General features: G+C 71.6%; 17 protein-coding genes and 1 pseudogene. 9 read left to right on the plus strand and 9 right to left on the minus strand.

The genetic code is table 11. The annotated features are described in order from the left end of the window. Positions 1-191: 191 nt before the first annotated feature. The 5 genes from ACPXCS_RS20330 (at position 192) to ACPXCS_RS20350 (ending at position 6410) form a co-directional block, all read left to right on the plus strand. Positions 192-1634: an FG-GAP repeat protein gene (locus tag ACPXCS_RS20330; protein ID WP_425948190.1), complete on the plus strand. Its 1443-nt coding sequence runs from the start codon at positions 192-194 to the stop codon at positions 1632-1634. Positions 1635-1868: 234 nt separating this feature from the next. Beyond that, on the plus strand, positions 1869-3101 hold the full coding sequence (locus ACPXCS_RS20335) for a PP2C family protein-serine/threonine phosphatase (RefSeq protein ID WP_425948189.1): 1233 nt from the start codon (positions 1869-1871) through the stop codon (positions 3099-3101). A 161-nt stretch (positions 3102-3262) separates the two neighbouring features. Further along, entirely contained in the window at positions 3263-4039 is a 777-nt protein-coding gene (locus ACPXCS_RS20340; protein ID WP_425948187.1) for a PTS sugar transporter subunit IIA, read from the plus strand. 20 nt (positions 4040-4059) lie between these two features. Beyond that, a complete protein-coding gene (locus ACPXCS_RS20345) occupies positions 4060-5640 on the plus strand; it encodes a PTS ascorbate transporter subunit IIC (RefSeq protein WP_425948186.1) in 1581 nt (526 codons plus the stop codon). A gap of 137 nt (positions 5641-5777) precedes the next feature. Continuing rightward, on the plus strand, positions 5778-6410 hold the full coding sequence (locus ACPXCS_RS20350; protein WP_425948185.1) for a hypothetical protein: 633 nt from the start codon (positions 5778-5780) through the stop codon (positions 6408-6410). Between the two features lie 169 nt (positions 6411-6579). Here ACPXCS_RS20350 and ACPXCS_RS20355 read toward each other — a convergent pair whose 3' ends face one another. Next, positions 6580-7569: an AraC family transcriptional regulator gene (locus ACPXCS_RS20355; protein ID WP_425948184.1), complete on the minus strand. Its 990-nt coding sequence runs from the start codon at positions 7567-7569 to the stop codon at positions 6580-6582. A gap of 113 nt (positions 7570-7682) precedes the next feature. On the opposite strand from ACPXCS_RS20355, the gene ACPXCS_RS20360 reads away from it, so the two are divergent. Continuing rightward, entirely contained in the window at positions 7683-8363 is a 681-nt protein-coding gene (locus tag ACPXCS_RS20360; RefSeq protein ID WP_425948182.1) for an NAD(P)H oxidoreductase, read from the plus strand. 1 nt (position 8364) lies between these two features. Here ACPXCS_RS20360 and ACPXCS_RS20365 read toward each other — a convergent pair whose 3' ends face one another. The 4 genes and pseudogenes from ACPXCS_RS20365 to ACPXCS_RS20380 all read right to left on the minus strand — a co-directional run bounded on the left by ACPXCS_RS20365 (position 8365) and on the right by ACPXCS_RS20380 (position 11854). Then, positions 8365-10041, minus strand: a complete 1677-nt coding sequence (locus ACPXCS_RS20365; RefSeq protein WP_425948180.1) for a glycosyl hydrolase family 28-related protein — start codon at positions 10039-10041, stop codon at positions 8365-8367. A 161-nt stretch (positions 10042-10202) separates the two neighbouring features. After that, a complete protein-coding gene (locus tag ACPXCS_RS20370) occupies positions 10203-11072 on the minus strand; it encodes an AraC family transcriptional regulator (protein ID WP_425948256.1) in 870 nt (289 codons plus the stop codon). A 138-nt stretch (positions 11073-11210) separates the two neighbouring features. Continuing rightward, positions 11211-11465 (minus strand): annotated as a pseudogene (locus ACPXCS_RS20375) (SRPBCC domain-containing protein); the annotation flags it as partial. Further along, entirely contained in the window at positions 11462-11854 is a 393-nt protein-coding gene (locus ACPXCS_RS20380; protein ID WP_425948178.1) for a metalloregulator ArsR/SmtB family transcription factor, read from the minus strand. The pseudogene ACPXCS_RS20375 and the gene ACPXCS_RS20380, both read right to left, overlap by 4 nt. 130 nt (positions 11855-11984) lie before the next feature. Between ACPXCS_RS20380 and ACPXCS_RS20385 the strand changes: the two genes are divergently transcribed. The 3 genes from ACPXCS_RS20385 (at position 11985) to ACPXCS_RS20395 (ending at position 14985) form a co-directional block, all read left to right on the plus strand. After that, positions 11985-12665 (plus strand): class I SAM-dependent methyltransferase, encoded by a 681-nt coding sequence (locus tag ACPXCS_RS20385; RefSeq protein WP_425948176.1) that lies wholly within the window; start codon positions 11985-11987, stop codon positions 12663-12665. A 268-nt stretch (positions 12666-12933) separates the two neighbouring features. Continuing rightward, complete coding sequence (locus ACPXCS_RS20390) at positions 12934-13845, plus strand: hypothetical protein (protein ID WP_425948175.1); 912 nt, start codon at positions 12934-12936, stop codon at positions 13843-13845. 120 nt (positions 13846-13965) lie between these two features. Continuing rightward, on the plus strand, positions 13966-14985 hold the full coding sequence (locus ACPXCS_RS20395; protein WP_425948174.1) for a LacI family DNA-binding transcriptional regulator: 1020 nt from the start codon (positions 13966-13968) through the stop codon (positions 14983-14985). A 67-nt stretch (positions 14986-15052) separates the two neighbouring features. On the opposite strand, the gene ACPXCS_RS20400 is transcribed toward ACPXCS_RS20395, so the two are convergent. The 4 genes from ACPXCS_RS20400 to ACPXCS_RS20415 form a co-directional block, all read right to left on the minus strand. Continuing rightward, entirely contained in the window at positions 15053-16132 is a 1080-nt protein-coding gene (locus ACPXCS_RS20400) for a DUF1996 domain-containing protein (RefSeq protein WP_425948172.1), read from the minus strand. A gap of 82 nt (positions 16133-16214) precedes the next feature. Beyond that, the gene (locus ACPXCS_RS20405) at positions 16215-18311 is read right to left on the minus strand and encodes a discoidin domain-containing protein (protein WP_425948255.1); all 2097 of its coding nucleotides are present in this window, start codon (positions 18309-18311) and stop codon (positions 16215-16217) included. A gap of 204 nt (positions 18312-18515) precedes the next feature. Next, the gene (locus tag ACPXCS_RS20410; protein WP_425948170.1) at positions 18516-20711 is read right to left on the minus strand and encodes a discoidin domain-containing protein; all 2196 of its coding nucleotides are present in this window, start codon (positions 20709-20711) and stop codon (positions 18516-18518) included. 183 nt (positions 20712-20894) lie between these two features. Continuing rightward, positions 20895-21617, minus strand: coding sequence for an SMI1/KNR4 family protein (locus tag ACPXCS_RS20415; protein ID WP_425948169.1), 723 nt, complete (start codon positions 21615-21617; stop codon positions 20895-20897). Between the last annotated feature and the right edge of the window lie 39 nt (positions 21618-21656).

Raw genomic sequence — 21656 nt, forward strand, 5'->3', positions numbered from 1 at the left:
GTCGAGGGGGATTCAGACGCCGGCGCGGCCGCCGTGTCGCATGGCCGGCCGGCCGTCGGCACCGTCACGGTATCCGTGCGTCCGGCGCGGAGTCGTTCGCCCACCGAGTCGGCTTCCGCGCCGCTCTCGTCGGCGGCACCGCCGACAACCGCAGGACGCCGAGCCGTATCTCTGACGTGGGGGAGACTCACATGACCAGGAAAGACGGCCACGGCAGCAGATCGCTGGCCATCGCCACCGTTCTGCTCGCCGGGCTGCTCGGCACCGTGCACGTCCCGAGCGCACACGCTGCCGGGGACACCGTCCCCGCGGACTTCAACGGCGACGGCTACCGCGACGCCGTGCTGCGGGTGCCCGCCGCCGACGTCGCCGGACGTGAGGACGCGGGCGCCGTGATCGTCCTGTACGGCTCCGCGTCCGGGCTCTCCGCGAAGTCCCGCGCCCTGATCACCCAGAACTCCCCCGGCGTGCCCGGCAGCGCCGAGCAGGGCGACCACTTCGGTGCGTCCACCGCCGCCGCCGACCTCGACCGGGACGGGTACGCCGACCTGGTCGTCGGCGCGCCCTACGAGGACCTCCCGCAGGGCATGAACAAGGGCATGGTCACGGTCCTGTGGGGCGGACGCTCCGGCCTGGTGTCCGGGCGGGCCCTGCCGACTCCCTCCGCTCCCGAGGACTTCGACCGCGTCGGCCGGGACGTGGCGGCCGCCGGCAAGGGGTCCTCGTCCACCAGTCTGGTGACGGTCGGTGGCTGGAACTACACCCAGACCTTCCGAGGTCCCTTCACCCGGTCGGGCGGGCCCGCCTCCGCGGGACTGGGGCTGGGCGAGTGGTTCGGTTCGGTCGCAGCGGGCGGCCTCGACCGCGACGGCCGCGCCGACACGGTGGCGGTGACGGGACGTGCGGGCGGGTACACCGGCGGCCGGATCCACGTCAACGCCGAGAGCGAACCGCAGTGGAGTGTCCCCCTGACCCACGGCGACGCCCTGGTGGCCACCGTCGGCGACGTCAACGGCGACGGATACGGCGACATCGTCGCCGGAGACCCCGACGAGCCGGAACAGCGCGGAGTCGACGGAGAGCTCGGCGGGCGCATCCTGATCTGGTACGGGAGTTCTGCGGGCGTGCCGACCAACGCCAGGCCCGTCGTCGTCTCCCAGGACACCAGCGGCGTCCCGGGGTCCGCAGAGAAGGGCGACGACTTCGGTGCATCCGTCGCGGTCGCGGACTTCGACCGCGACGGTGTCGGCGACATCGCGGTGGGCACGCCCGGCGAGAAGACCGGCACCGTCGCAGGTGCCGGCACGGTGACGGTCATCCCCGGCAAGCGCACCGGCGCCTTGGGCTCCGGCGCGTATTCCTACAGCCAGGACACCACGGGCGTCCCCGGTGGCAGTGAGAGGGGCGACCACTTCGCCACCACCGTCTCGGCGGGCGACGTGAACCGCGACGGGCGTCCCGAACTCGTCGTCACCGCGCACGGGGAGAACAACTACGCCGGCGCCGCCTGGGTCCTGCCCGGCGGTACCACCCGCCCCTCCGGGACCGGCAGCAAGATGTTCACCACCTCGCAGTTCGGACTCCCCGCGTCCGGATGGCAGCTCCTCGGCGGTGACAGCCTGCCCCTCCTGTGAGCGTGTGACGCGGGGCCGCCCGGGCCCAGACCGGCCCGGGCGAGGTCTCGAAGGAGCGCGGCGCCGGACAACGTCCTCGGCGGCACGCCGGTGACCGGCTTCTGTCGACGTCACCCTCACGGCGGGGCCGCCCAGGTGACGTGCCGAGCCCGAGGGGAGCAGTGCCCGACGACGTGGCGCGTCCACTCCTATGGTGGAGCGGCACAGTGACGTCGGCGCCTAGGCGGGCAGCGCATGAGGGAACCACGGATCGACTACGCGGCGGTCTTCCACGCCCTGCCCGGCATGGTGGCGCTCCTCACCCCCGAGCTGGTGTACGCCGACGCCACCGAGGACTTCCTCCGGCTGGCCGGGCGCACGCGCGAGCAACTGCTGGGCCGCTACATCTTCGATGTCTTCCCCGAGAACCCCGCCGAGCCGGCCGCGGCCGGGATGCGCGAGACCCGGGAGTCGATGCTGCGCGTGGTGGCGACCGGTGAGCGCGACACCATGGCGCTGCTGCGCTACGACATCGAGGACCGCGAGCGGCCCGGGCACTGGGTGGAGCACTTCTGGAGCCCGGTCAACGCACCCGTGCTGGGCCCGGACGGGCGGGTGGCGCTGATCGTGCACCGGGTGGAGGAGGTCACCGAGCTCATCCGCGCCCGTGGCGAGGCGGACAGCGACAGCACCCGGGCCCGCGTCCTGGAGGCCGAGCTGTACACCCGCTCCCGCGAACTGAAGGAGGCCAACGAGCGCCTGCGTCTGGCCCACGCCCGGGAACGCGAGGTCGCCCTGTCCCTGCAAGCGGCGATGCTGCCCGCCCCCATGCCGGTCGGGCACCACAGGGCAGCCGTCCGCTACCGGCCCGCCGTCGGCACCCTGAACGTGTGCGGCGACTGGTACGACCTGGTCGACCTGCCCGGCGACCGCATCGCGGTCGCTGTCGGCGATGTCGTGGGCCACGGTCTGGAAGCCGCCGGTGTCATGGGGCAGTTGCGCAGCGCACTGAGCGCGGCCGCCCGCGTCGCCGACGGTCCGGCCCGGGCGCTGGAAGCCCTCGGGCTGTACTCCCGTCATGTCGCGGGGGCGGAATCCACGACGGTGGTGAAGATCTACGTCGACTGGGACACCCGCACCCTCACCTACAGCAGCGCGGGACACCCGCCCCCCGCCCTGCTCCACCCCGACGGCACGGTGGCGTTCCTCGACCGGGCGACCGACCCGCCTCTCGGCGCGCGACCCGAACACGTTCCGCGGCCCGAGGCCCGTGTCGCCTTCGACGAGGGCGCCACTCTGGTCCTCTACTCGGACGGCCTGATCGAACGCCGCGACGAGGACATCGACGTCGGCCTGTCCCGCCTCGCCGACTCCCTCGTCCGGCACGGCCGGGCCGGCCCCGAGGCCCTGGCCGACGCCCTCCTGGCCGACCTCCTGCCACCCGCCGACACCATCGACGACACGGTGCTGGTCATCATTCGCCTGTGACACGTCGTCGTCGGAGTCTCTCCGGCGGCCCCGAAGCCCTGGCGCGCGCGTTGCAGCGCGACGACGCCGAACGCGCCCTCGATGACCGGGTCGCGTCCAGAACCGATCGGGTTTCGCGGCAGCAGTACTGCCTCCGCTTCGGCCGGGGAACGACTGTGATCATGACGACGCTCACCACACTGCTGTCCCCCACCGCCGTGCGACTCGGCGTCCACTCCCCCGACTGGCGCGCGGCGATCCGCGCCGCGGGGCAGGCCCTGGTCGACGACGGCGTGAGCACCGCCGACTACACCAGGCAGATGATCGTCAACGTGGAGGAGAACGGCCCGTACATCGTCATCGCTCCCGGGCTGGCCTTCGCGCACGCCCGGCCGTCCCCCGCCGTGCTCAGGACCGGCATGTCATGGATACGTCTGCACGAGCCCGTCCGCTTCGGCCATGACACCAACGACCCCGTCTCCCTGGTCGTGGCACTGGCGGCCACCGACTCATCGGCCCACTCCGAGGCCATGGCAGCCCTCGCCCGCTCCCTGTCCGACCCCGCCACGGCCACCGCCCTGGAACGGGCCCGCAGCGCATCGGAGGTTCTCGCCCTGCTGGACGGCGACGCGGCGCCGGCGGACCGAGCCGCACCGGCCGTCGAGACGGCGTCCCACCACAAGATCCTCACCGTGTGCGGCAACGGCGTCGGCACGAGCCTGTTCCTGAAGAACACCCTGGAGCAGGTGCTCGACCGCTGGGGCTGGTCCCGGCACGTCAGTGTGGAAGCCACCGACACCATCTCCGCCAAGGGCAAGGCCTCCGAGGCGGTCGCCATCCTCACCTCCCGCGAGATCGCCCGCACGCTCGGCGACGTCGGGGTGCCCGTGAAGATCGTCAAGGACTTCACCAGCACCGCCGAGGTCGACACCGTGCTGCGCGACACCTACAGCGTCTGACCGGGAAAGGACGCCCTTCCATGGACTGGCTCATCGCCCTCGCCACGTTCCTCGTCAACGAGATCCTCAGCCAACCCGCCTACCTCATCGGCCTCATCACCGCCGTCGGCCTGATCGCCCTCAAGAAGAGCGCCGGGCAGATCGCCGGCGGGGCCATCAAGGCCACCCTCGGGCTCCTCCTCGTCGGCGCCGGAGCGGGACTGGTCACCGCCGCCCTCGACCCCCTGGGCAAGATGATCCAGGGCAGCACCGGCGCGCACGGCGTCATCCCCACCAACGAGGCCATCGCGGGCATAGCCCAGAACGAGTACGGAGCCCGCGTCGCCTGGCTGATGATCACCGGCTTCCTCGTCAGCCTGCTGCTGGCCCGCTTCACGCCGCTGCGCTACGTCTTCCTCACCGGCCACCACATGCTGTTCATGGCGACCCTGCTCACCATCGTCATGGCCACCGCCGGACAGTCCTCCCTCGCCGTCGTCCTCGGCGGAGGCGTACTGCTGGGCATCCTTCTGGTCTCCCTGCCCGCGCTCGCCCACCCCTGGACGAAGAAGGTGACCGGTGACGACAGCGTGGCCATCGGCCACTTCGGCACCGCCGGCTACATCACCGCGGGCGCCACCGGCCAGTTCGTCAACAGGATCGGCAAGCCGAGCCGCAGCACCGAGGACATGCGCCTGCCCGAAGGGCTGCGTTTCCTGCGCGACTCGATGGTGGCCACCGCTCTGTCGATGGTTCTCATCTACCTGGTGATGAGCCTGCTCTTCCTCGCCAAGGCCGGTCGCGCCACCGCCTTCAAGGCCTTCGGCACCGCCGCCTCAGGACTCGGCGACTACCTCATGCAGTCCCTCATGCAGGGCCTGCAGTTCGGCATCGCCGTGGCCGTCATCCTCTTCGGTGTCCGCACCATCCTCGGCGAGCTCGTCCCGGCCTTCCAGGGCATCGCCCAGCGCGTCGTCCCCGGCGCCAAGCCGGCACTCGACGCCCCCATCGTCTTCCCCTACGCCCAGAACGCCGTACTCGTCGGGTTCATCTTCAGCTTTCTCGGCGGCCTCACCGCGCTGGCCGCCCTCATCTGGATCCTCAACCCCGCGTTCGGCCTGGCCCTCGTCCTGCCCGGGCTCGTCCCCCACTTCTTCACCGGCGGAGCGGCCGGCGTCTACGGCAACGCCACCGGCGGCCGCCGCGGCGCCATCGCGGGTTCCTTCCTCAACGGCGTCCTGATCACCTTCCTGCCCGCCCTGCTGCTGCGCGTCCTGGGCAGTTTCGGCGACGCCAACACCACGTTCGGCGACGCCGACTTCGGATGGTTCGGTACCTTGCTCGGCCACGTCGCCGAACTCGACGGCGCCGCCGGACTCATCGGCATGCTCGCTCTCGGCGTGCTGCTCCTGGGCGGTGCGTGGCTCATGCAGGTCCGTGTCGTCGACGCCGGCTGGGTCCCGGGCGGCACCGCCGCGGCCGCCGTCCCACCACAGAGCCGGCGCAGCACGCCGACCGCCACCGCGGAGGGCACCGCCCCGAGTCGATACGCCAGGATCGCGCCGCCCGCGGGTGCCCCCACTCCCCCGCCGCCACTGGAACAGACAACTCAGGCACACTGACACCGCCGTGCCCGCGCCGGGTGGTCCCGGCTGCCGACGGGACCTCGCCGCGTGCGATGGCCCTCCTGACCGCGCGAAGGACCGAGTGGGCCGTAATGACGGTGACCTTCGACGACGCGCCATGACACAGTCAGCGCATGTCGAACGACATCGCATTCCCGGTCTTCCGCACTCCCGATCCCGCGCTCGCCCTGCGCACTGCGCGCCGCCTCATGGAGTTCGGCCGGTCGGAGCACTCCGACGTCTGCGTGTACACCGAGCTCCCCTCCGTCGCCGAGGTGCGGCGGGTGGCGAAGGAGCTGCCCGAGGCGTGGTTCAGGAGCCGGGAGGACGACGGGGCGTTCGACGGGGTGCCGTTCGAAGTTCAGCCCGCGCTGGTCGTCGGCGTCCGAGGGCGGGACCTGCCGCTCGACCCCGCCGCGTTCGAAGGACGGCTGCCGGTGGGGTGCGAACTGGACGACCTCCCGGTCGGCGGCATCGAGGACGCCTTCACTGCGGCCGTCGGCCCGAACAGGGGCTGGATCACCTGGGAGGCGCTGTGCTGGCCGGACGCGCCCGAGGTGGGCTTCGCCGGCGAGTCCAAGCACGCCGAGGTGACGCTCCTCCTCAACTCGCCCACCCGCGAGCTCGACGAGCCCGCCGACGACCACACCGTCCTGGTCCACGTCCGCAGCGTGAACGTGGACGGCCGCGAGGTGCGGGAGCCGTACGCGCACTGGCTCGCCGAGCAGGTGGGGCTCACGGTCGTCGGGCCCGGGCAGCGGTGGTGACGACGGTCCGCGAGCGGTGGATCATGGTGGTCGCGTCACCTTCGCCGGCGACACTGTCCCGGACACCTGGTGTCGCCTGCTCGCGCTCGTGATCCCGTCCTTCCGGGCACCTCACCGGCCCGAAACGGCGGGTTCGCCGGGTCCGGCCGGCGGGTCCGCCGTGCCTGGCTCACGGAACAGCTCCGCCCGTGCCACCGGCCGCCTCGACGCGCGAGGTCCCGGACCCGGCCGAACCCGCCGAAGCGCGGAACCTGCTCGGGCTCAGGCCCTTGTGGCGTTTGAACGCGGCGCTGAAGCCGAAAGCGTCGGCGTAGCCGACGGACCTGGCGATCTGGGCGATGCCGAGGTCGGTGTCGGTGAGGAGCGCCGCGGCCTCGTCCAAGCGGCATTCCGTGAGGTAGGCGAGGGGCGGACGGCCCATCAGCTGGGTGAAGCGCTTGGCGAACAGCGCCCGGGAGACGCCGGAACGGGCGGCCAGGGAGGCCACCGTCCACGCTCGGGCGGGCTGGTCGTGGAAGGCCTGCAGAGCGGGGGCGAGGACCGGGTCGGCGAGGCCCCGGTACCAACTGGGCGCGTCGGCGCCCGCCTTGTCGAACCAGCTGCGCAGCGTGCACACCAGCGCCCAGTCGAGGAGCCGGTCCATCAGCGCCTGTGAACCGGCCGACTGCCGGGCGGCGTCGGCGGCTGCCGTCTCCAGCCAGGCGCAGACGTCGGCGTCCTCCTCGACCACGAGGACGGGCGGCAGGGCACGCAGGAGTCGTTCGTGGCGGTGGCCCGAGGCGCGGTAGGCGCCCACGATCAGCGCGGTCGCCTCCTGCGAGTCGGTGCCCCAGTGGATACCGCCGAGTTCCTGCTCGGTGCATGCGGTGTCCGCGGTGAAGCAGGCGATCTCGTAGGCCTCGTGCGGGCCGTGCACGGTGGCGGGGTGGTCCGCGAGGTGGAACGGTTCGGGGCCGCGCACGATCGCCGTGTCGCCCGCGCCGACGACGCGTGCGGTGCCGTCGGGCAGCAGCAGCGTGCCGCCCCCGCGCAGCACGCTGATCATGATGAGCGGGGCGGCGTCGGCGAAACGGATGGTCCAGGGCTTCGTCAGCACCGCATGGGTGACGACCGAGCCCTCGGCCCGGATACCGCTCAGCAGCGAACTCAGGGGATCCACAGCAGACACCGTAGACGCTCTCCTATGTTCTGGAGCGTTTCTCCCATGGATGATCTACGGCGGCAGGGCTGTACTGGACTCGTCGCACTGACCGAGACCAGCCAGGAGACATCGTGACGCAGCAGGTCGGCCATGCCAGGACAGCCCTCGTCGTCGTCGCCCACCACCGCACCGATTCCCTCACCGCGCACACGGCCCGCCGTGCCGCCGCCCGGCTCGAAGCCGCCGGCTACCGCGTCGACCTGCTCGACCTGCACGCCGAGGGGTTCGATCCGCGGATGAACGAGGCGGACCAGCCGGACTGGGGCGACCGGGACAAGCGGTACTCGGACGAGGCGCACGCCCATATGCAGCGCGTCCTCGACGCCGATGCCGTCGTCGCCGTCTTCCCGGTGTACTGGCAGCACGTGCCCGCCCTCCTCAAGGGCTGGATCGACCGCGTGTGGAACTACGGCTTCGCCTACGGCCGCAGCAGGCCCCGCCTCGCCGGCAAGCGCATCCTGTGGCTGGGCCTGGCCGGCGCCACCTCCGACGACCCGGTCGTGGAGGGCATGCAGACCCTCCTCGAGACCAATCTGAGCGACGGCATCGCCTACTACTGCGGCTTCTCCCACTCCGCCGTGGGCCTGCTCACCGACGCCGAGGAGCGTCCGCAGCGCGTCGACGCCGAGGGCAACCTCACGGTCGGCGAGGCGGTCGCGGGCGCCGAACGGGCAGCGCAGTACGCCGATTTCGACCGCAGGGCACGGGAGTTCGTGGAGAAGTTCCTGGCCGAGGAGCCCGCGACGACCTGACTCACCGGCCGGTTCCGTCCCCATGGGCGCGCTGCGCCTCGTACAGGTTGCGCGGGCGCACCGCGTCGGTCGTGCCGTAGAGCTCGAGACGGCTGTGCAGGTCACCCTCGAAGTCGGGGGTGTCGATCTGGTCGAACTCGCGCACCTCGTTGATGCCCACGGTCGCGGAGAACGGGGCCAGGCCGTCGATCTTCATCAGGCCGGCGCGTCCGTTGGTGACACGGATGTTCCAGTGGGTGAAGCGGGCGCCGAAGAGGGGCCCGGCGGTGGCGTCGCCGCCGTGGCGGCCGTCGTTGTGCACGGTGATGTCCGTGCGGACGTTGGCGAAGGGCATGCCGCGGTGGCTGTCGAAGGTTCCCATCCGCATGACCCCGCGCGACCAGACGTTGTGGGAGGAGAGGCCCTCGACGTTGATGCCGTGCAGCTGGGTGCCCGCGGGGGCGGGAGTCGTGCGCTCCTCGATGGTGAAGTCCTCGATGAGGTTGTCGTGCGATCCCTCGCGGCAGAAGTACGGGTGGTGGGTGCCGCGGCCCGCGACCCGGGTGCGGCGCAGGGTGCACGCGGACGCGGCGACGAGGCCGAAGCCGTTGTCGGTGTGCCGGACCGTCACGTCGTCCACCCAGCAGTCGTAGGCGCACTGGAGCACGACACCGTTGTGTCCCAGGTCGAGGAGGTGAGGCTGCTGCGGGGTCTCCACCGCCTCCAGGGTCAGACCTTCGACGCCCGCGCCGGTCAGCTCCGGTACGTGGGTGGTGAACCGCGGATCCCATTCGGGGCGCGTGTCCAGCGGGAGGGGACGTTCCAGGGTCACCTGCCGGCCGCTGACCCGGGTGACGCGGACGGGCCACTCGTAGGGGACGTAGGAGAGCAGCTTGCTCTTGTCGCTCCAGGTGTAGGCATCGGGGCCGGGTCCGTCACCCGCCATGTGCCTGAGCAGGCCGTGCCCGGCATCGTCGGCGAGACGGAGCAGGACCAGGGCGCCGGGCCGCAGTCCGGCCGGGTCGGTCACCGTCACGGTCCGATCGCCTCTGCGGGCGGCTGCCACGGCGGTGAGCGTGCGCCATTCGTCGCGCCGGTTCCCGGTCCAGCCCTCGAACGGCCACGCCCTGGCCCTGATCGCTTCGGTGAGAGCGGTCCAACGGGCCTCGGGCGCCAGCCAGATGAGCCCGCCCGCCCACGACCAGGACGACTTGTCGCCGCCGTAACGGGAGCCGTACGGGCCGATCAGGCCGGTCAGGTTCCTGGTGGCGTACAGCGTCGTCCGGTCGCTTCCGGCGCCGCGCAGGACGACATGGGAATGCCCGAGGAGGATCAGGCCGTCGATGCGGAAGAGGCCGGGCGGGACGAGGACCGTGCCGCCGCCGGCCTTGCCGACGGCGGCGATGGCGCGGTTGATCGCCGGAGCGCAGTCCGTGCGGCCGTCCGCGACGGCGCCGAAATCACGTACGTCGGCGCGGACCGGCCGGTCGGGCAGCCGCGCCGCTCCGCAGCGGAACCCCGCCCGTCCGACGAACGGCACCTGGGGATGCCGGAACGGATCGCGCGTGAACTCGCGCCACAGTTCCGGCACTTGCCCGGACTCGCGGGAAGCGGCGAACGCCGTACCGCTTCCCGCGCCGGCGCCGGTGGCCACGGCTGCGGCACTGCCGAGCAGTGCGCGTCTGCTGATGCCGGACATGAGTGCGACCCCCAACTCGTGACGCTTGACGAGCAGTTGTCACGAGATTGGCATGCCACGACCAACAAGTACACCCATGTGCATATTGTTCACACTCATGAACTGAGCGGGCGGAGAGAGGCCGTCAGCGCCCTCGGAAGGGCCGGACGGTCACCCGTCGCTCAGGCCGGCTCGACAGGCAGCCACAGCTCGCTGGTCGCGGTGCTGAAGTCGTCCGCACGATCGAGGATCGCCACGAGCGAGGGGCCGGATCGCAGCCGCCACGGATTGGAGGGGAACCACTCGGTCGCGGTCGCCGCCCAGGTCGTCTGCAGGGTCTGCGGAAACGGCCCGCTGGTACGGAAGACCGCCCACCTCCCGGCATCCACCTCGATGGCGTCGAGGTCGTCCGGGACCGGCGTGTCCCACGTGACGGCGACTCCGTGCAGGTAGGTCAGCTCGGTGCCCTCCCTGCCGTCGGGATCGACGTCGTGGGAGACCTGGAGCAGGCCTCCCGGCTCGGTGTCGCCGAGAGCCTTCAGCCGCTGATGTGCCTCGGGCGGCAGTGACTGGACGTGCTCCTGGATGTGCGGATTGACGCCGCGGTGGATGAGTGGGACCCGGGCGGCGTGTCCGACCAGCCGGAATGCGGGCCGGTCGACGAGGCGGGTGTCCATGGGGGTACTCCCTTCGACGGTCAGGCGGAACCTGAGCTGCGGTTGTGTACGCAGGGGGCCTCCGTCGCGGCGCACGTCACCGGGCCCGGCGCCGTGCACCGCTCGGAACGCACGTCCGAACGCCTCACTGGAGCCGTAGCCGTACCGGACGGCGATGCTCAGCAGATCGCTCCCACCCTGGACGACATCGGCGGCAGCCACCGTCATGCGCCGCCGGCGTACGTACTCCGACAGCGGCATGCCGGCCAGCGACGAGAACATCCGGCGCAGGTGGTATTCGGTCGTGCCGAGCTCGCCCGCCAAGCCGCTGACGTCGAGCTCCTCCGCGAGGTGCTCCTCGACGAGATCGATGAGTCTGTTGAGTGCCGAGATCACGAGGCCTCCCTTTCGGCTCCACCCTGACAGCGGGCACCCCGGCCGCACCCGATCGTCGCGAACCGATCCGATCATGCGCCGGGACCGACCGGACCGGGGACGGGAGTGCCTCAGGCGAGAGACGTCCTCCATCGAGACCGCGAGCCGGCGGGGCGGCTCACAGGCTTCGATCCGCATCGGGCACCAGGGGGCCGATTCCTCGAACGCCATCTGCACCTCGATGGTGCGGCCCGCCCCGGCCTCGCCGCGCCAGGGGCCGAACCACCGGGCGGTGCGCTCCGGCTCGGTGAGGCTCGCCCAGACGTCGTCGGCGGGGGCCGGGTAGGTGCGGGTGAGGACGAGGTCGTGTCCGGACGGCGTCGGTACGAGTCGTCCCGTGGGGTCGGGGGTCATGCCGTGTCCTCTCTGGCAGGTGGCGCGGAGGGCGATGCGTGGTCGCGCTCGGCCCGTTTCCGGTCCCTGCGCGTCCGGTGGACCTCGGTCTCCAGCGCCGCGAGCCGCTGCGTCCAGCCATGCTGCCGGGTCTCGAACAGAGCGAGCCACGCGGTGAGGTGGTCCAGCCGGTCGCGCACGAGCGAGTACCGGCGATGGCGTCCCACCTGCTCGTCCCGGACCAGACCGGCCTCGCGGAGCACCCGCAGGTGGCGACTCACGGCGGGCCGGCTGATGGGGAACCGGGCCGCGATCTCCCCCGCCGTCAGCGGGGCGTCACGCAGCATGAGCAGGATGTCCCGGCGCACGGGATCGGCGACGGCCTCGGCCACTTCGCTGAGTTCGTCCACACCGGAAGCGTAACCCATCGGTTACGCGTCGGGCCTTGTCCGAGGGAGTTCGGGCCCGCCGTTTCACGCCCGTTTGCCGTCCCGGCAACAGAAGTGGCGATGCCCGGAGGCCTTGGGCGACCGTGGGACCGTGACCGACGACATCGCAGCAGGAACGGCAGAATCCGGCGTCCCCTCGCCTCCCGACGCATACGTCGGGGACCCCGAGGTGCGGGCGGAGTGGGACACCCGCTACTCCGATCGACAACAGTTGTGGAGCGGCCGGCCCAACGGCGCGCTCGTGGCCGAGGCCGCCGGGCTCACGCCCGGGCGAGTGCTCGACGTCGGCTGCGGGGAGGGCGCGGACGCCATCTGGCTCGCGCGCGGGGGCTGGGACGTGACCGCGCTCGACGTCTCGGGCGTGGCGCTGGAGCGGGCCGCCGGGCACGCACGGGACGCCGGCGTCACCGTGCACTGGGTCCACGCGGCCCTCACCGAGGCGGCGCTTCCCCCGGCCTCCTTCGACCTGGTGTCCGCGCAGTACCCGGCCCTGCTGCGCACCCCGGACGCCGCGGCCGAGCGGGCGCTGCTCGCGGCCGTCGCGCCCGGCGGCGTGCTGCTGCTCGTGCACCACGCGGGAATGGACACCCGGCAGGACCACGAGAGCGGCTTCGACCCGGCCGACTACGTCTGGCCGGCGATGGTCGCCGATCTCCTCGACGACGACTGGGAGGTGGAGGTGGACGAGCAGCGGCCGCGCGTGGTCCCCGACGGCGGCGCCGGCGCCCACCACACCGACGACCTGGTGCTGCGGGTACGCCGACTGCGCTGACCGCGAGGCGCCGAGCAGGCCGGGCGGCTCGGTGGCACACGCCCCCGCTCGCCCGGTCGCGGACGGCGGGCCGAGCCGGCTGCGCGGCGCGCACACCAGAAGTTGGCCGAAACCTCAACTCACCACAGCAGAAACTCAGTTGTCGCCTGTCCCTCAGGTTGGCAGACTCGCCTCGCCGGCGGCAGACGCGAACATGCGTGCGCTCACGCAGCGGAAGCGTCCCGTCGGCGTACGGGGCTTGTCCCAACTCTTCATGGGGGGAACATCCTTGCAGCTCAACCTGCCCAGACGCGTCCTGGCCCGGGCCACCGCCACCCTCGCGCTGGCACTCGCCATGGCCACCGGCACCACCGGCCTGCTCTCCGGCGCCGAAGCGCACGCCCTGCCGGTCACCGACGGCTCCTTCAGCTTCAGCGGGGACGCGGACGACTACATCAGCGGCGGTCAGGCCTACGCCTACGCGACGGCGTCCCAGGACCGTCTGAACGTCTCCGGCAACACCGACAACAGCGTGGTCACCGTCTCCGTGGACGGAGCGAACGGCGACTGGTGGACCCTGAACCTCGCGGCGCCGTCCGGCGAGGCCCTGGCGCCCGGTACCTACACGGGAGCCACCCGCTACCCCTTCAACGAGGCAACCGAGCCGGGCCTGTCGCTCAGCGGCAACGGCCGCGGCTGCAACCGGCTCACCGGCACCTTCACCGTCTCCGCGGTGGAGTTCGGCCCCCAGGGCTACGTGCGGAAGCTCGACGCCACCTTCGAGCAGCACTGCGAGGGCGGCACCTCGGCCGCGCGCGGCGAGGTCCACATCGAGAACCCGGCTCCGCCCGCCGAACTCGGCCTCGGACTCGGCATCGCCCTGGACGGCACGGCGAGTTCGCTCAACGGCAAGGCCACCCTGCACGGCACGGTCAGCTGCAACAAGCCGGTGCGGGTGACGGTGGAGGGTGACGTCACGCAGGTGAAGAAGCGGGACCTCATCCGCGGTTCCTTCTCCACTTCGGTGTCCTGCACGCCGGGCGCCCCGGTCGCCTGGACCGGGACGGCCGTACCCACCGGTTCGGTCCCCTTCCAGAAGGGCGACGTCGAGGTCGAGGGCCGCGCCACGGCGACGGATCCCGACTACGACCAGCCCGTCACGGTCGGCGAGACGGTCGCCGTGCGCCTCACCCGGGTGTGATCTCCGCGTTCTGAACGCACCACCGCAGCCACACCGTCGGGCCCGGGCCGCTCTCACCAGGAGCGGGTCCGGGCCTGACGTCCTGTGCCCCTCCACGTGCCCGGAGTTGGAGTTCCCCTCATGAACAGGCAGGCCCCGACGCTGGAGGACGTCGCCCGGGAGGCGGGGGTCTCCCGGGCCACCGTGTCGCGGGTCGTGAACGGCGTGCGCAACGTCGATCCCGCCATCCAGGACCTGGTGCGCAGCGCGATCGAGCGGACGGGGTACACGCCGAACCGCGCGGCGAGGGCGCTGGTGACCCGTCGCACCGGAACCGTGGCCCTCATCATCTCCGGCGCGGGCGACGCCTTCGCCGGCCGCGTGTTCACCGACCCGTTCTTCGGCCGCGTCGTCGACGGCGTCATGGGCTATCTGCGGGCACGCACGATGCAACCGGTGCTGCTGTTCGCCGAGTCCGAGGCTGCCAGGAGTCAGGTGGTCGACTACGTGGGGCAGGGCAGTGCGGACGGCGCCCTGGTGGTCTCCGTGCACCCGGACGACCCTCTGCCGGGCATGCTCCTGTCCGCCCGCGTCCCCACGGTGTTGTTCGCGCGTCCCGCCCGGGAGACACCGGTCAGCTGCGTCGACCTGGACCACTACGCGGGGGGACGCCTGGCCGCCGAGCATCTGCTGGCGCGCGGCTGCCGTCGCACAGCGGCGCTCGGCGCCCCGCGGGAGCTCGGAGCCGGCCGAGCACGCCTCGCCGGGTTCCGCGACGCCCTGGCCCGCGCCGGGCACGCGAGCGCTCCGACGGCCGAGGGCACCTTCACCCTGGACAGCGGCGCTGCGGCCATGACCGCGCTGCTGCAGGACCATCCCACGGTGGACGGCGTGTTCGCGGCCAACGACCTGATGGCCCAGGGCGCCTGCCAGGTCCTGCGGGAACGGGGCCGGCGCATCCCCGACGACGTCGCCGTCGTCGGATTCGACGACTCGTCCGTCGCCGTGACCTGCCGGCCGCCGCTGACCACCGTGCGCCAGCCGGTGGAGGACATGGCGGCGGCCATGGCCAGGATGCTGGACGAACAGGTCCAAGGCATTTGCACCGAACCCCGCACCCTGGTCTTCGCGCCCGAGTTGGTCGTACGCGCGTCCGCCTGACCCGGTGGGAAGGGCCCGGCGGCACCCCTGTCGCGCGGGTGGCCGGGCCCTTGTCACCGGAGCCGGGTCAGGGCAGCCGGTGGTCCGCGTTCAGGACCGCGCCGCGTTCCGGGTGGTTCTGGTCGTAGCCGCGCGTGTCGCACTGGAGGCCGCCCACGATGCAGTGGTCGACCAGTGCCTTGAGGGTCCGTTCCTCCCAGGCGTTGAAGAAGTCGTAGTGGAAGGAGTACCCGCGGCCACTGGCCAGGCGGACCTGGCTCATGTCGCCGTTGACCGGGAAGGCCATCTTGAACTCGATCATCGGCAGGGCGACCGGGTGGGAGGCCGGGCACATGTTGTCGTTCGTGCCGGGTCTGACGACCGGGTAGGACATGTGGCTCTTGTGGTCGGGGGTGTCCAGGTACTTGCCGTCCCAGCAACTGGGCGCCTGGAAACGGATGTTGAGCTGTACGTCGGGGCGGCTTGGGCAGGTGGCCGGAAAGTCGACGTTGAAGAAGCTGTCCCCGCATTCCCAGCCCTCGACGAAGCCCTTGTGGCCGCGGAACTCCTGGGCGCTCTGCATCGGGTCGCCGACGACGAACCGCAGCCCCTTGGGGAAGGGCCGCACGCTCGTGTAGTCGGTGACGCCGGCCTTGTAGTAGATGACCTGCGGACCGACGGGGAGGATCTTCCTGTCGCCCTTGTACAGGGAGGGCATCCAGTACGCGGAGGCGTCGGCCGGCGCCAGGCAGGTGGTGTTCCCTCCGTAGAGGCTCGCGGTCGTGCTGCCGGCGTGCGTCGACGTGTTGCCCATGAAGGTGTGGTCGTGGGACCTGCCGGGCTGACCCGGGTACACGATCGGGTCGTCCGGCGCGGTGTGCGTGACGGCGCAGTTGGCCTGGAACTCCTTGTGGTAGCGCGGCGGCGGGGTGGCCTCGGACGGGGTCACGCCGGTGACGGGGGGTAGGGCCGGGATGTAACCGTCGCCGTCGGGGTCGTCGGCGGACGCCCGGGTCGACACCGCCGTCGTGTGCCCGGCGTGCCGGGCGGCCGAGGCGGCCGGGGTGCCGTCGGGGCCGGCCGCCGTGGCGACCGTGCCGACGCCGAGCACACTCGCGAGGAGTGCGCTGCCGAGTAACAGCGCGGGGAGCTTCGAACGCGATCTCATGGGGCCTCCTTGCCCGCTGAGGTGACACGGGGTGACACGTGCAGGTGGTGGGCGGGGCGACGCCGGGCGCCCCGCGCCGTGGTCAGCTGTAGACGCCGAACTCGTGCAGCGAGTAGCCCCAGCCGGTGCCACGCGCTGTCAGGTGCAGTCGTACGTGCCGGGCGGTCGTCGCGACGTCGATGGTGTCGACGTCTCCGTTGCCGGTGGTCGTCGTGTGGAGCGTGCGCCAGGCGGTTCCGTTGTCCGAGACCTGGACCTCGTAGGCCTTGGCGTAGGCGGGGTCCCACACGAGCTGGAGCTTGCGGACGGGGGTGGCGGCGCCGAGGTCGACCTGGATCCACTGCGGGTCGCTCCAGTCGCTGGCCCACCGTGTGTCGTTCCTGCCGTCCGTCGCCTTGGCGGGCTCGCACGGGCAGTCGCCGTACGAGGGCTGGAAGGAGGAGGCGGTGGTGGGCTTGTTCAGCGCCACGTTCGTGCCGGCGACCGGCGGTGCGACGACCTTGACCGACTTCGTCTCGATGCCGGCGTTGCCGCGGCCGTCCTCGGCGCGCAGGTACACCTTCCACACGCCGAGCTTCCCGGGGGCCGTCACGGCGAAGGTCCCGTTGCCGGTGGACCGCCACTCCGCCTCGACCAGGCGCTTGTCGCCGCTCGCGTAGTTGCCGCTGAGGAAGACCTTGTACGTGATCGGGTCGCCGTCGGGGTCACGGACGCCCGCGCGGACGGTGAACTCGCCCCCGGCCGGCGCGGAGGAGGCGGGGCTGACGGTCATGTCGCTGATGACGGGCGGGGTGTTGTCGCCGCCGGCTGTTCCGGTGTAGGCCCTCTTGACCGCGTAGTAGGACAGTCGCTTCAGTCCGTCGGGGACGAGGTTGAACCAGACGCCGCCGAAGTCGTGTTCGACGCCGTAGTGGAAGAGCGTGGCGCCGAGGGCGACGCCCCGGTGGCCGGTGACGCAGTCCCAGGCCCTGGTGTAGCCCTCGGCCTTCTGCACGTCGGTCGGCTCGTCGGGGACGCCGTTGGCGTCGTCGGGCACCTCCCACTCCCCGGCCGGTCCGCCCTCGGTGATGAGGTACGGCTTGGTGTAGCCGCCCTGCTCCCAGTCCTCGCGGACGCCGCAGATGTCGCCGTAGGAGTTCATCGAGTACAGGTCGAGGTCGGGCGCGTTGCGCTTGTAGTAGGGCCACGCCCCGGTCCAGGCGTCGGTCGAGGTGACCGGGTGGTCGGGGTCGATGCTGTGGATCTTCCTGGCGACGTCGTTGACGAAGCCGGTGTAGGCGTTGCGCTGCGCCTCCAGGGCCGCGCCGCTGTAGCAGTTCTGCAGGCCGAGGACCGACTCGTTGCCGACGTTCCACATGAGCGTCGCCGGGTGACTCCGGTACGTCTCCACCCACTTGGCGAACTCGGTGAGCATGGCGTTCTTGTACGTCGTGTCGGTGATGTAGTCGACGCAGCCGCCGGAGCCGGGACCGCCGCCGGGCTGCAGCCAGAAGCCGTTGACGACGCGGATGCCGTGCGCGGCGGCGGAGTCGAGCAGCGGCTTGGTGCCGCCGTCGGTGCCCCAGGTGCGGATGGTGTTGACGCCCATGGACTTCACGTCCGGCAGGTACTTCGGGGCGTCGGCGATCGCGGGACCCCAGGTGAGACCCTTGACGGTGTACGGCTGGCCGCCGACGGTCAGGTGCCAGTTCCCTTGCGAGCCGGCCACCTCGACCGCCCCTCCCCCGCCGGGCGGGGTGCCGTCCGTGGTCCCGTACACCTGGAACTCCCACAGGGAGTAGCCGTAGCCGCCGGAACGCTCCGTGCCCAGCATGCGCACGTAGCGGCCGGAGCCGGAGACGGCGATCTCGTCCGTGCCGCCGTCGCCGCCGGTCACGCTCTTCAGGGTGCGCCAGTCCGTGCCGTTGTCGGATGCCTGGATCTCATAACTCCTGCCGTAGGCGCCCTCCCAGGTCAGGACGGTGCGGCTCAGGTCGGCCCGCTGTCCCAGGTCGACCTGGAACCACTGCGGGTCGCTCCACTGGCTGGCCCAGCGGGTGCCGGTGAGATTGCCGTCGACGGCGGCCGCGGGGGCGTAGGCGTCGCCCTCCTGGGAGGAGGCGGTGGCGGGCCGGCCCTGGGAGAGCAGGGTCTCCGCCGCGTGGGCGGGCGGCGCGGCGAGGGCGAGTGGGGACGCCATGAGTGCGCCGAGGGCGAGCAGGGGGACGGTGCGTCGGGCCGCGGGCCTGCGGGGCGGAGGCAAGAGGGACACTTCTGCTCCTGACGGTGTGGGGAGTGCCGACGGCGCTGGGGGTGCGGGAGCACCGCGTGAGGGGCCCCTCCGGGCCGGGGCGCGGGGATGTCACCCGGCCCGGAGGGGAGTTGTGGCCGGCGGGCGGCCCGGTCAGGGGAAGGACACGACGGTGGACGGCACGGTCGAGGTACCGGCCGGGACCGTGGAGGCGCCGGTGTCGTTGATGACGTGGTTGTAGTGACCCATGCCGCCGAGGGAGACCACCAGGAGGCTGTGGAACTTCACCCCTGGCTTGACGGGGGTCTTGAAGCCGTGGTCCTGGCGGATGTTCGGGTCGACGTTGTAGTTGCAGTAGCTGCCCAGGCCCCAGGCCTCGTGGGTGTCGACCGAGTCGTCGACCCGGTAGGCGGCGTACCCCTTCGTCGTGCCGTTCTGGATGGCGGCCTGGTTCGGCGCGTCGTAGGCCTTCTCGTTCTGGTAGAAGATCGTCCGGCCGCGTTCGCCGTACCACTCGACGTCGTACTTGTTGAAGTGCTCGACGAACAGGCCGGTCGCCAGGACGTCGTCGCCGTTGACGCGGACGCCGTAGTCGGCCCGGTTGGTCTCCCAGCCGACGCCCTCGCCGTGGTCGGCCCGCCACACCCAGGTGTGGTCGATGATCGTGTCGTGGCTGTTGACCACCATGCTGGTGGTCGCCTTGCCGGCGCCCGCGCCGCCGATGCGGATGTATACGTCCTGCACGGTGGTCGGGTTGGCCGCGTGGTCGGTGGACGCGCCCTGCGGGCCGATCTCCAGCAGGGTGGGGGAGTTGACGGGACCGGCGTCGATGAGGAAGCCGGCGAGGCGTACGCCGTCGACGTCGGCGACCTTCATGGCGGTCACCCCGTTGTCCGGAATGATCGTGGCGAGGCCGAGGCCGAGCACGATGGTGTTCGCCCGGTCGATGTCGATCGTCCGGTCGACGTGGTAGACGCCGGGGGTGAACAGCAGGTGCAGACCCTGGTCGACGGCCGCGTTGATGGTGGCGGCGGTGGCGCCGGGCTTGACGACGTAGAACCTGCTCAGCGGGATCGACTCGCCCTGCGGGGTGCCGTTGCCCCAGGTGGTGCCGCGCGCGTTGGTCCGCTTGGCGGGCGCGAAGACCTTGTACTCGTTGCCGTCGAGGTAGAGGAAGGGCTTCTCGCGGGAGATCGGCGTCGTGTCGAGCGTGGTGTAGCGGGGCTCGGGGAAGCTGGTGCCGGGAGCGCCCTCGACACCGGAGAAGACCTGGTTCCAGACGCTGTTGGACCAGCCGCCGATGGAGCTGTCACGGGTGTACCACTGCTGCTGCGAGTAGTTGCCGATCTGCCCGTCGATCCTGCTGTCGGCGATGTAGCCGCCGCTGGCCCACCCGTAGCCGTTGGGCGCGAGGTTGAGGCCGCCCTTGACGTGCATCCGGCGGAAGGACGCGGCCTGCGAGACCGCCCACCGGTTGGTGCCGTTGACGGGCTTCACGGCGAGGTTCTCCGCGCCGCGCCAGAAGTTCTGGGTGGCGTTGCCGTTGAACCAGCCGGCGTCGACGGTGATGTCACCGTTGATCGTCGTGTCGTCGGGGCTCAGGCCGAGGCCGGCGATCTGGGTGTAGAAGCCGATCTGGGCGTTGAGGCCGTTGTAGGTGCCCGGCTTGAAGAGGAAGGCGTGCCGGCCGGAGCCGAACTGGGCGGATTCCTGCTCCTTGAAGACCTGGTCCAGCTTGGCCTGGATGCCGGGCGTGGACGGGTCGAAGACATGCACGTTCGGGCCGAGGTCGCCGCCGCCCGGTATCTGCGGGCCGGGGTCGTCGCCGGGAGTGCCGTACACCTTGAACTCCCAGAGGGAGTAGCCGTATCCGGTGGCGCGGACGGTGCCGAGCATGCGCACGTAGCGGGCGGTGCCGGAGAGGTTCACGGTTTCCGTGCCGCCGGCGCCGGTCGTGGTGGAGTACGCCGTCGACCAGTCCGTGCCGTTCTGGGACGTCTCGATCCGGTAGGACTTGGCGTAGGCGGTCTCCCAGCGCAGTTCGACCTGGCTGAGCGAGGCGGTGGCGCCGAGGTCGACGCGGATCCACTGCGGGTCGGAGGCCGCGCTCGACCAGCGGGTTCCGTTGTCGCCGTCGACGGCCGCGGTCGCCGGGGTGCCGTAGTGCTCCTGGCTGGAGGCGGTGACCGGCTTGCCCTGGGACAGCAGTACGGGCGCGGCCTGGGCCTGCCCGGCGGGGACGACGGCCAGCAGGGCGGCGGCGAGGGCGGTGACCAGGACGCCGACGAGTCCGCGACGACCCGGTCTGGGGCGCACCGGCGCAGCCGGGGGTATGCCGACAGCGGGCATGGGGAGGCTCCTTGAGAACAGGGGAAGGGGGGAGAGCGCTCTCCCGACGATGCCCGTCGGGTGACACGTGGTCAAGGTTCCTGCATGGCTTTTCTTTTGACTTGCATTAAGGTCGATCGCTGTTGGGTGGCGGGGATGAGCCGGATGCGGACCGCCCCCGCCCGGCAGGCACCGCGGAGGCTGTCAGCGGCAGTCGCCGAGCCAGTCGCCGGGGATCAGCTCGCGCACGCGGTCGAGGTCGGCTGCCGTACGGCCGCGCGCCAGGACCGCCGTGCCGTCGTCGTCGCGCAGGAGGACGTCCCGGCCGAGGAACCATCGCGTCTCCTCACCGACGGGGCAGGCCGGGAAGGGGAGTCGGACGGAGTGCGCCTCCAGCAGTTCGAGGCTGTCGTCATCCGGGTCGAGGAAGTCGCAGAGTTCTTCGTCGGCGTGCAGGGACTCCGACAGGACGACCTCGACGAAGCACAGGGACACGCGCTGCAACCAGCCGTCCCACCGCTCCGCGCTCTTGTCGGCGAGGTCGAGCCGGACGAGCACGGCGGGATCGTCGTCCTGGAGGCTGCCGAGCGGGATGCCCCAGGAAGCGGCTCCCTGGTTCTCGTGACGGAAGACCAGGGCCTCCTCGGCATCGTCGACATACAACTCCGCGGGGGCGAGCAGCACATCGTGATTGCTGGTGAGATCTCCCCGGCGGCCGAACAGCAGGTACGCCTCGCGCAACGCCGTCGGCAGCCGGAGCCCCAGCCTCTCCTCCGCGGCTTCGAGATCGGCTTCCGTCCAGCCGTCGTCGCGCCCCAGGGCGGCCCCGAGCCAGTGGGCCGCGAAACCCTGGACGAAGGTCCACGCGCCGGCGCGGTCCTCGATGCCCCTGCCGAGCGACGCGACAAGATCGAACTCATGTGTCATGCCTGGACGATATCCGCTGCGTACGGTCGGCCTCTTCGC

This window comes from Streptomyces sp. DT190, from assembly GCF_049846985.1.
Classification (GTDB): Bacteria; Actinomycetota; Actinomycetes; order Streptomycetales; family Streptomycetaceae; genus Streptomyces.

Bases quoted from the DNA above. Each gene is read 5' to 3' on its own strand.
- ACPXCS_RS20330 (WP_425948190.1), top strand. From the start codon at position 192: ATGACCAGGAAAGACGGCCACGGCAGCAGATCGCTGGCCATCGCCACC.
- ACPXCS_RS20335 (WP_425948189.1), top strand. From the start codon at position 1,869: ATGAGGGAACCACGGATCGACTACGCGGCGGTCTTCCACGCCCTGCCC.
- ACPXCS_RS20340 (WP_425948187.1), top strand. From the start codon at position 3,263: ATGACGACGCTCACCACACTGCTGTCCCCCACCGCCGTGCGACTCGGC.
- ACPXCS_RS20345 (WP_425948186.1), top strand. From the start codon at position 4,060: ATGGACTGGCTCATCGCCCTCGCCACGTTCCTCGTCAACGAGATCCTC.
- ACPXCS_RS20350 (WP_425948185.1), top strand. From the start codon at position 5,778: ATGTCGAACGACATCGCATTCCCGGTCTTCCGCACTCCCGATCCCGCG.
- ACPXCS_RS20365 (WP_425948180.1), bottom strand. From the start codon at position 10,041: ATGTCCGGCATCAGCAGACGCGCACTGCTCGGCAGTGCCGCAGCCGTG.
- ACPXCS_RS20395 (WP_425948174.1), top strand. From the start codon at position 13,966: ATGAACAGGCAGGCCCCGACGCTGGAGGACGTCGCCCGGGAGGCGGGG.
- ACPXCS_RS20400 (WP_425948172.1), bottom strand. From the start codon at position 16,132: ATGAGATCGCGTTCGAAGCTCCCCGCGCTGTTACTCGGCAGCGCACTC.
- ACPXCS_RS20405 (WP_425948255.1), bottom strand. From the start codon at position 18,311: ATGGCGTCCCCACTCGCCCTCGCCGCGCCGCCCGCCCACGCGGCGGAG.
- ACPXCS_RS20410 (WP_425948170.1), bottom strand. From the start codon at position 20,711: ATGCCCGCTGTCGGCATACCCCCGGCTGCGCCGGTGCGCCCCAGACCG.
- ACPXCS_RS20415 (WP_425948169.1), bottom strand. From the start codon at position 21,617: ATGACACATGAGTTCGATCTTGTCGCGTCGCTCGGCAGGGGCATCGAG.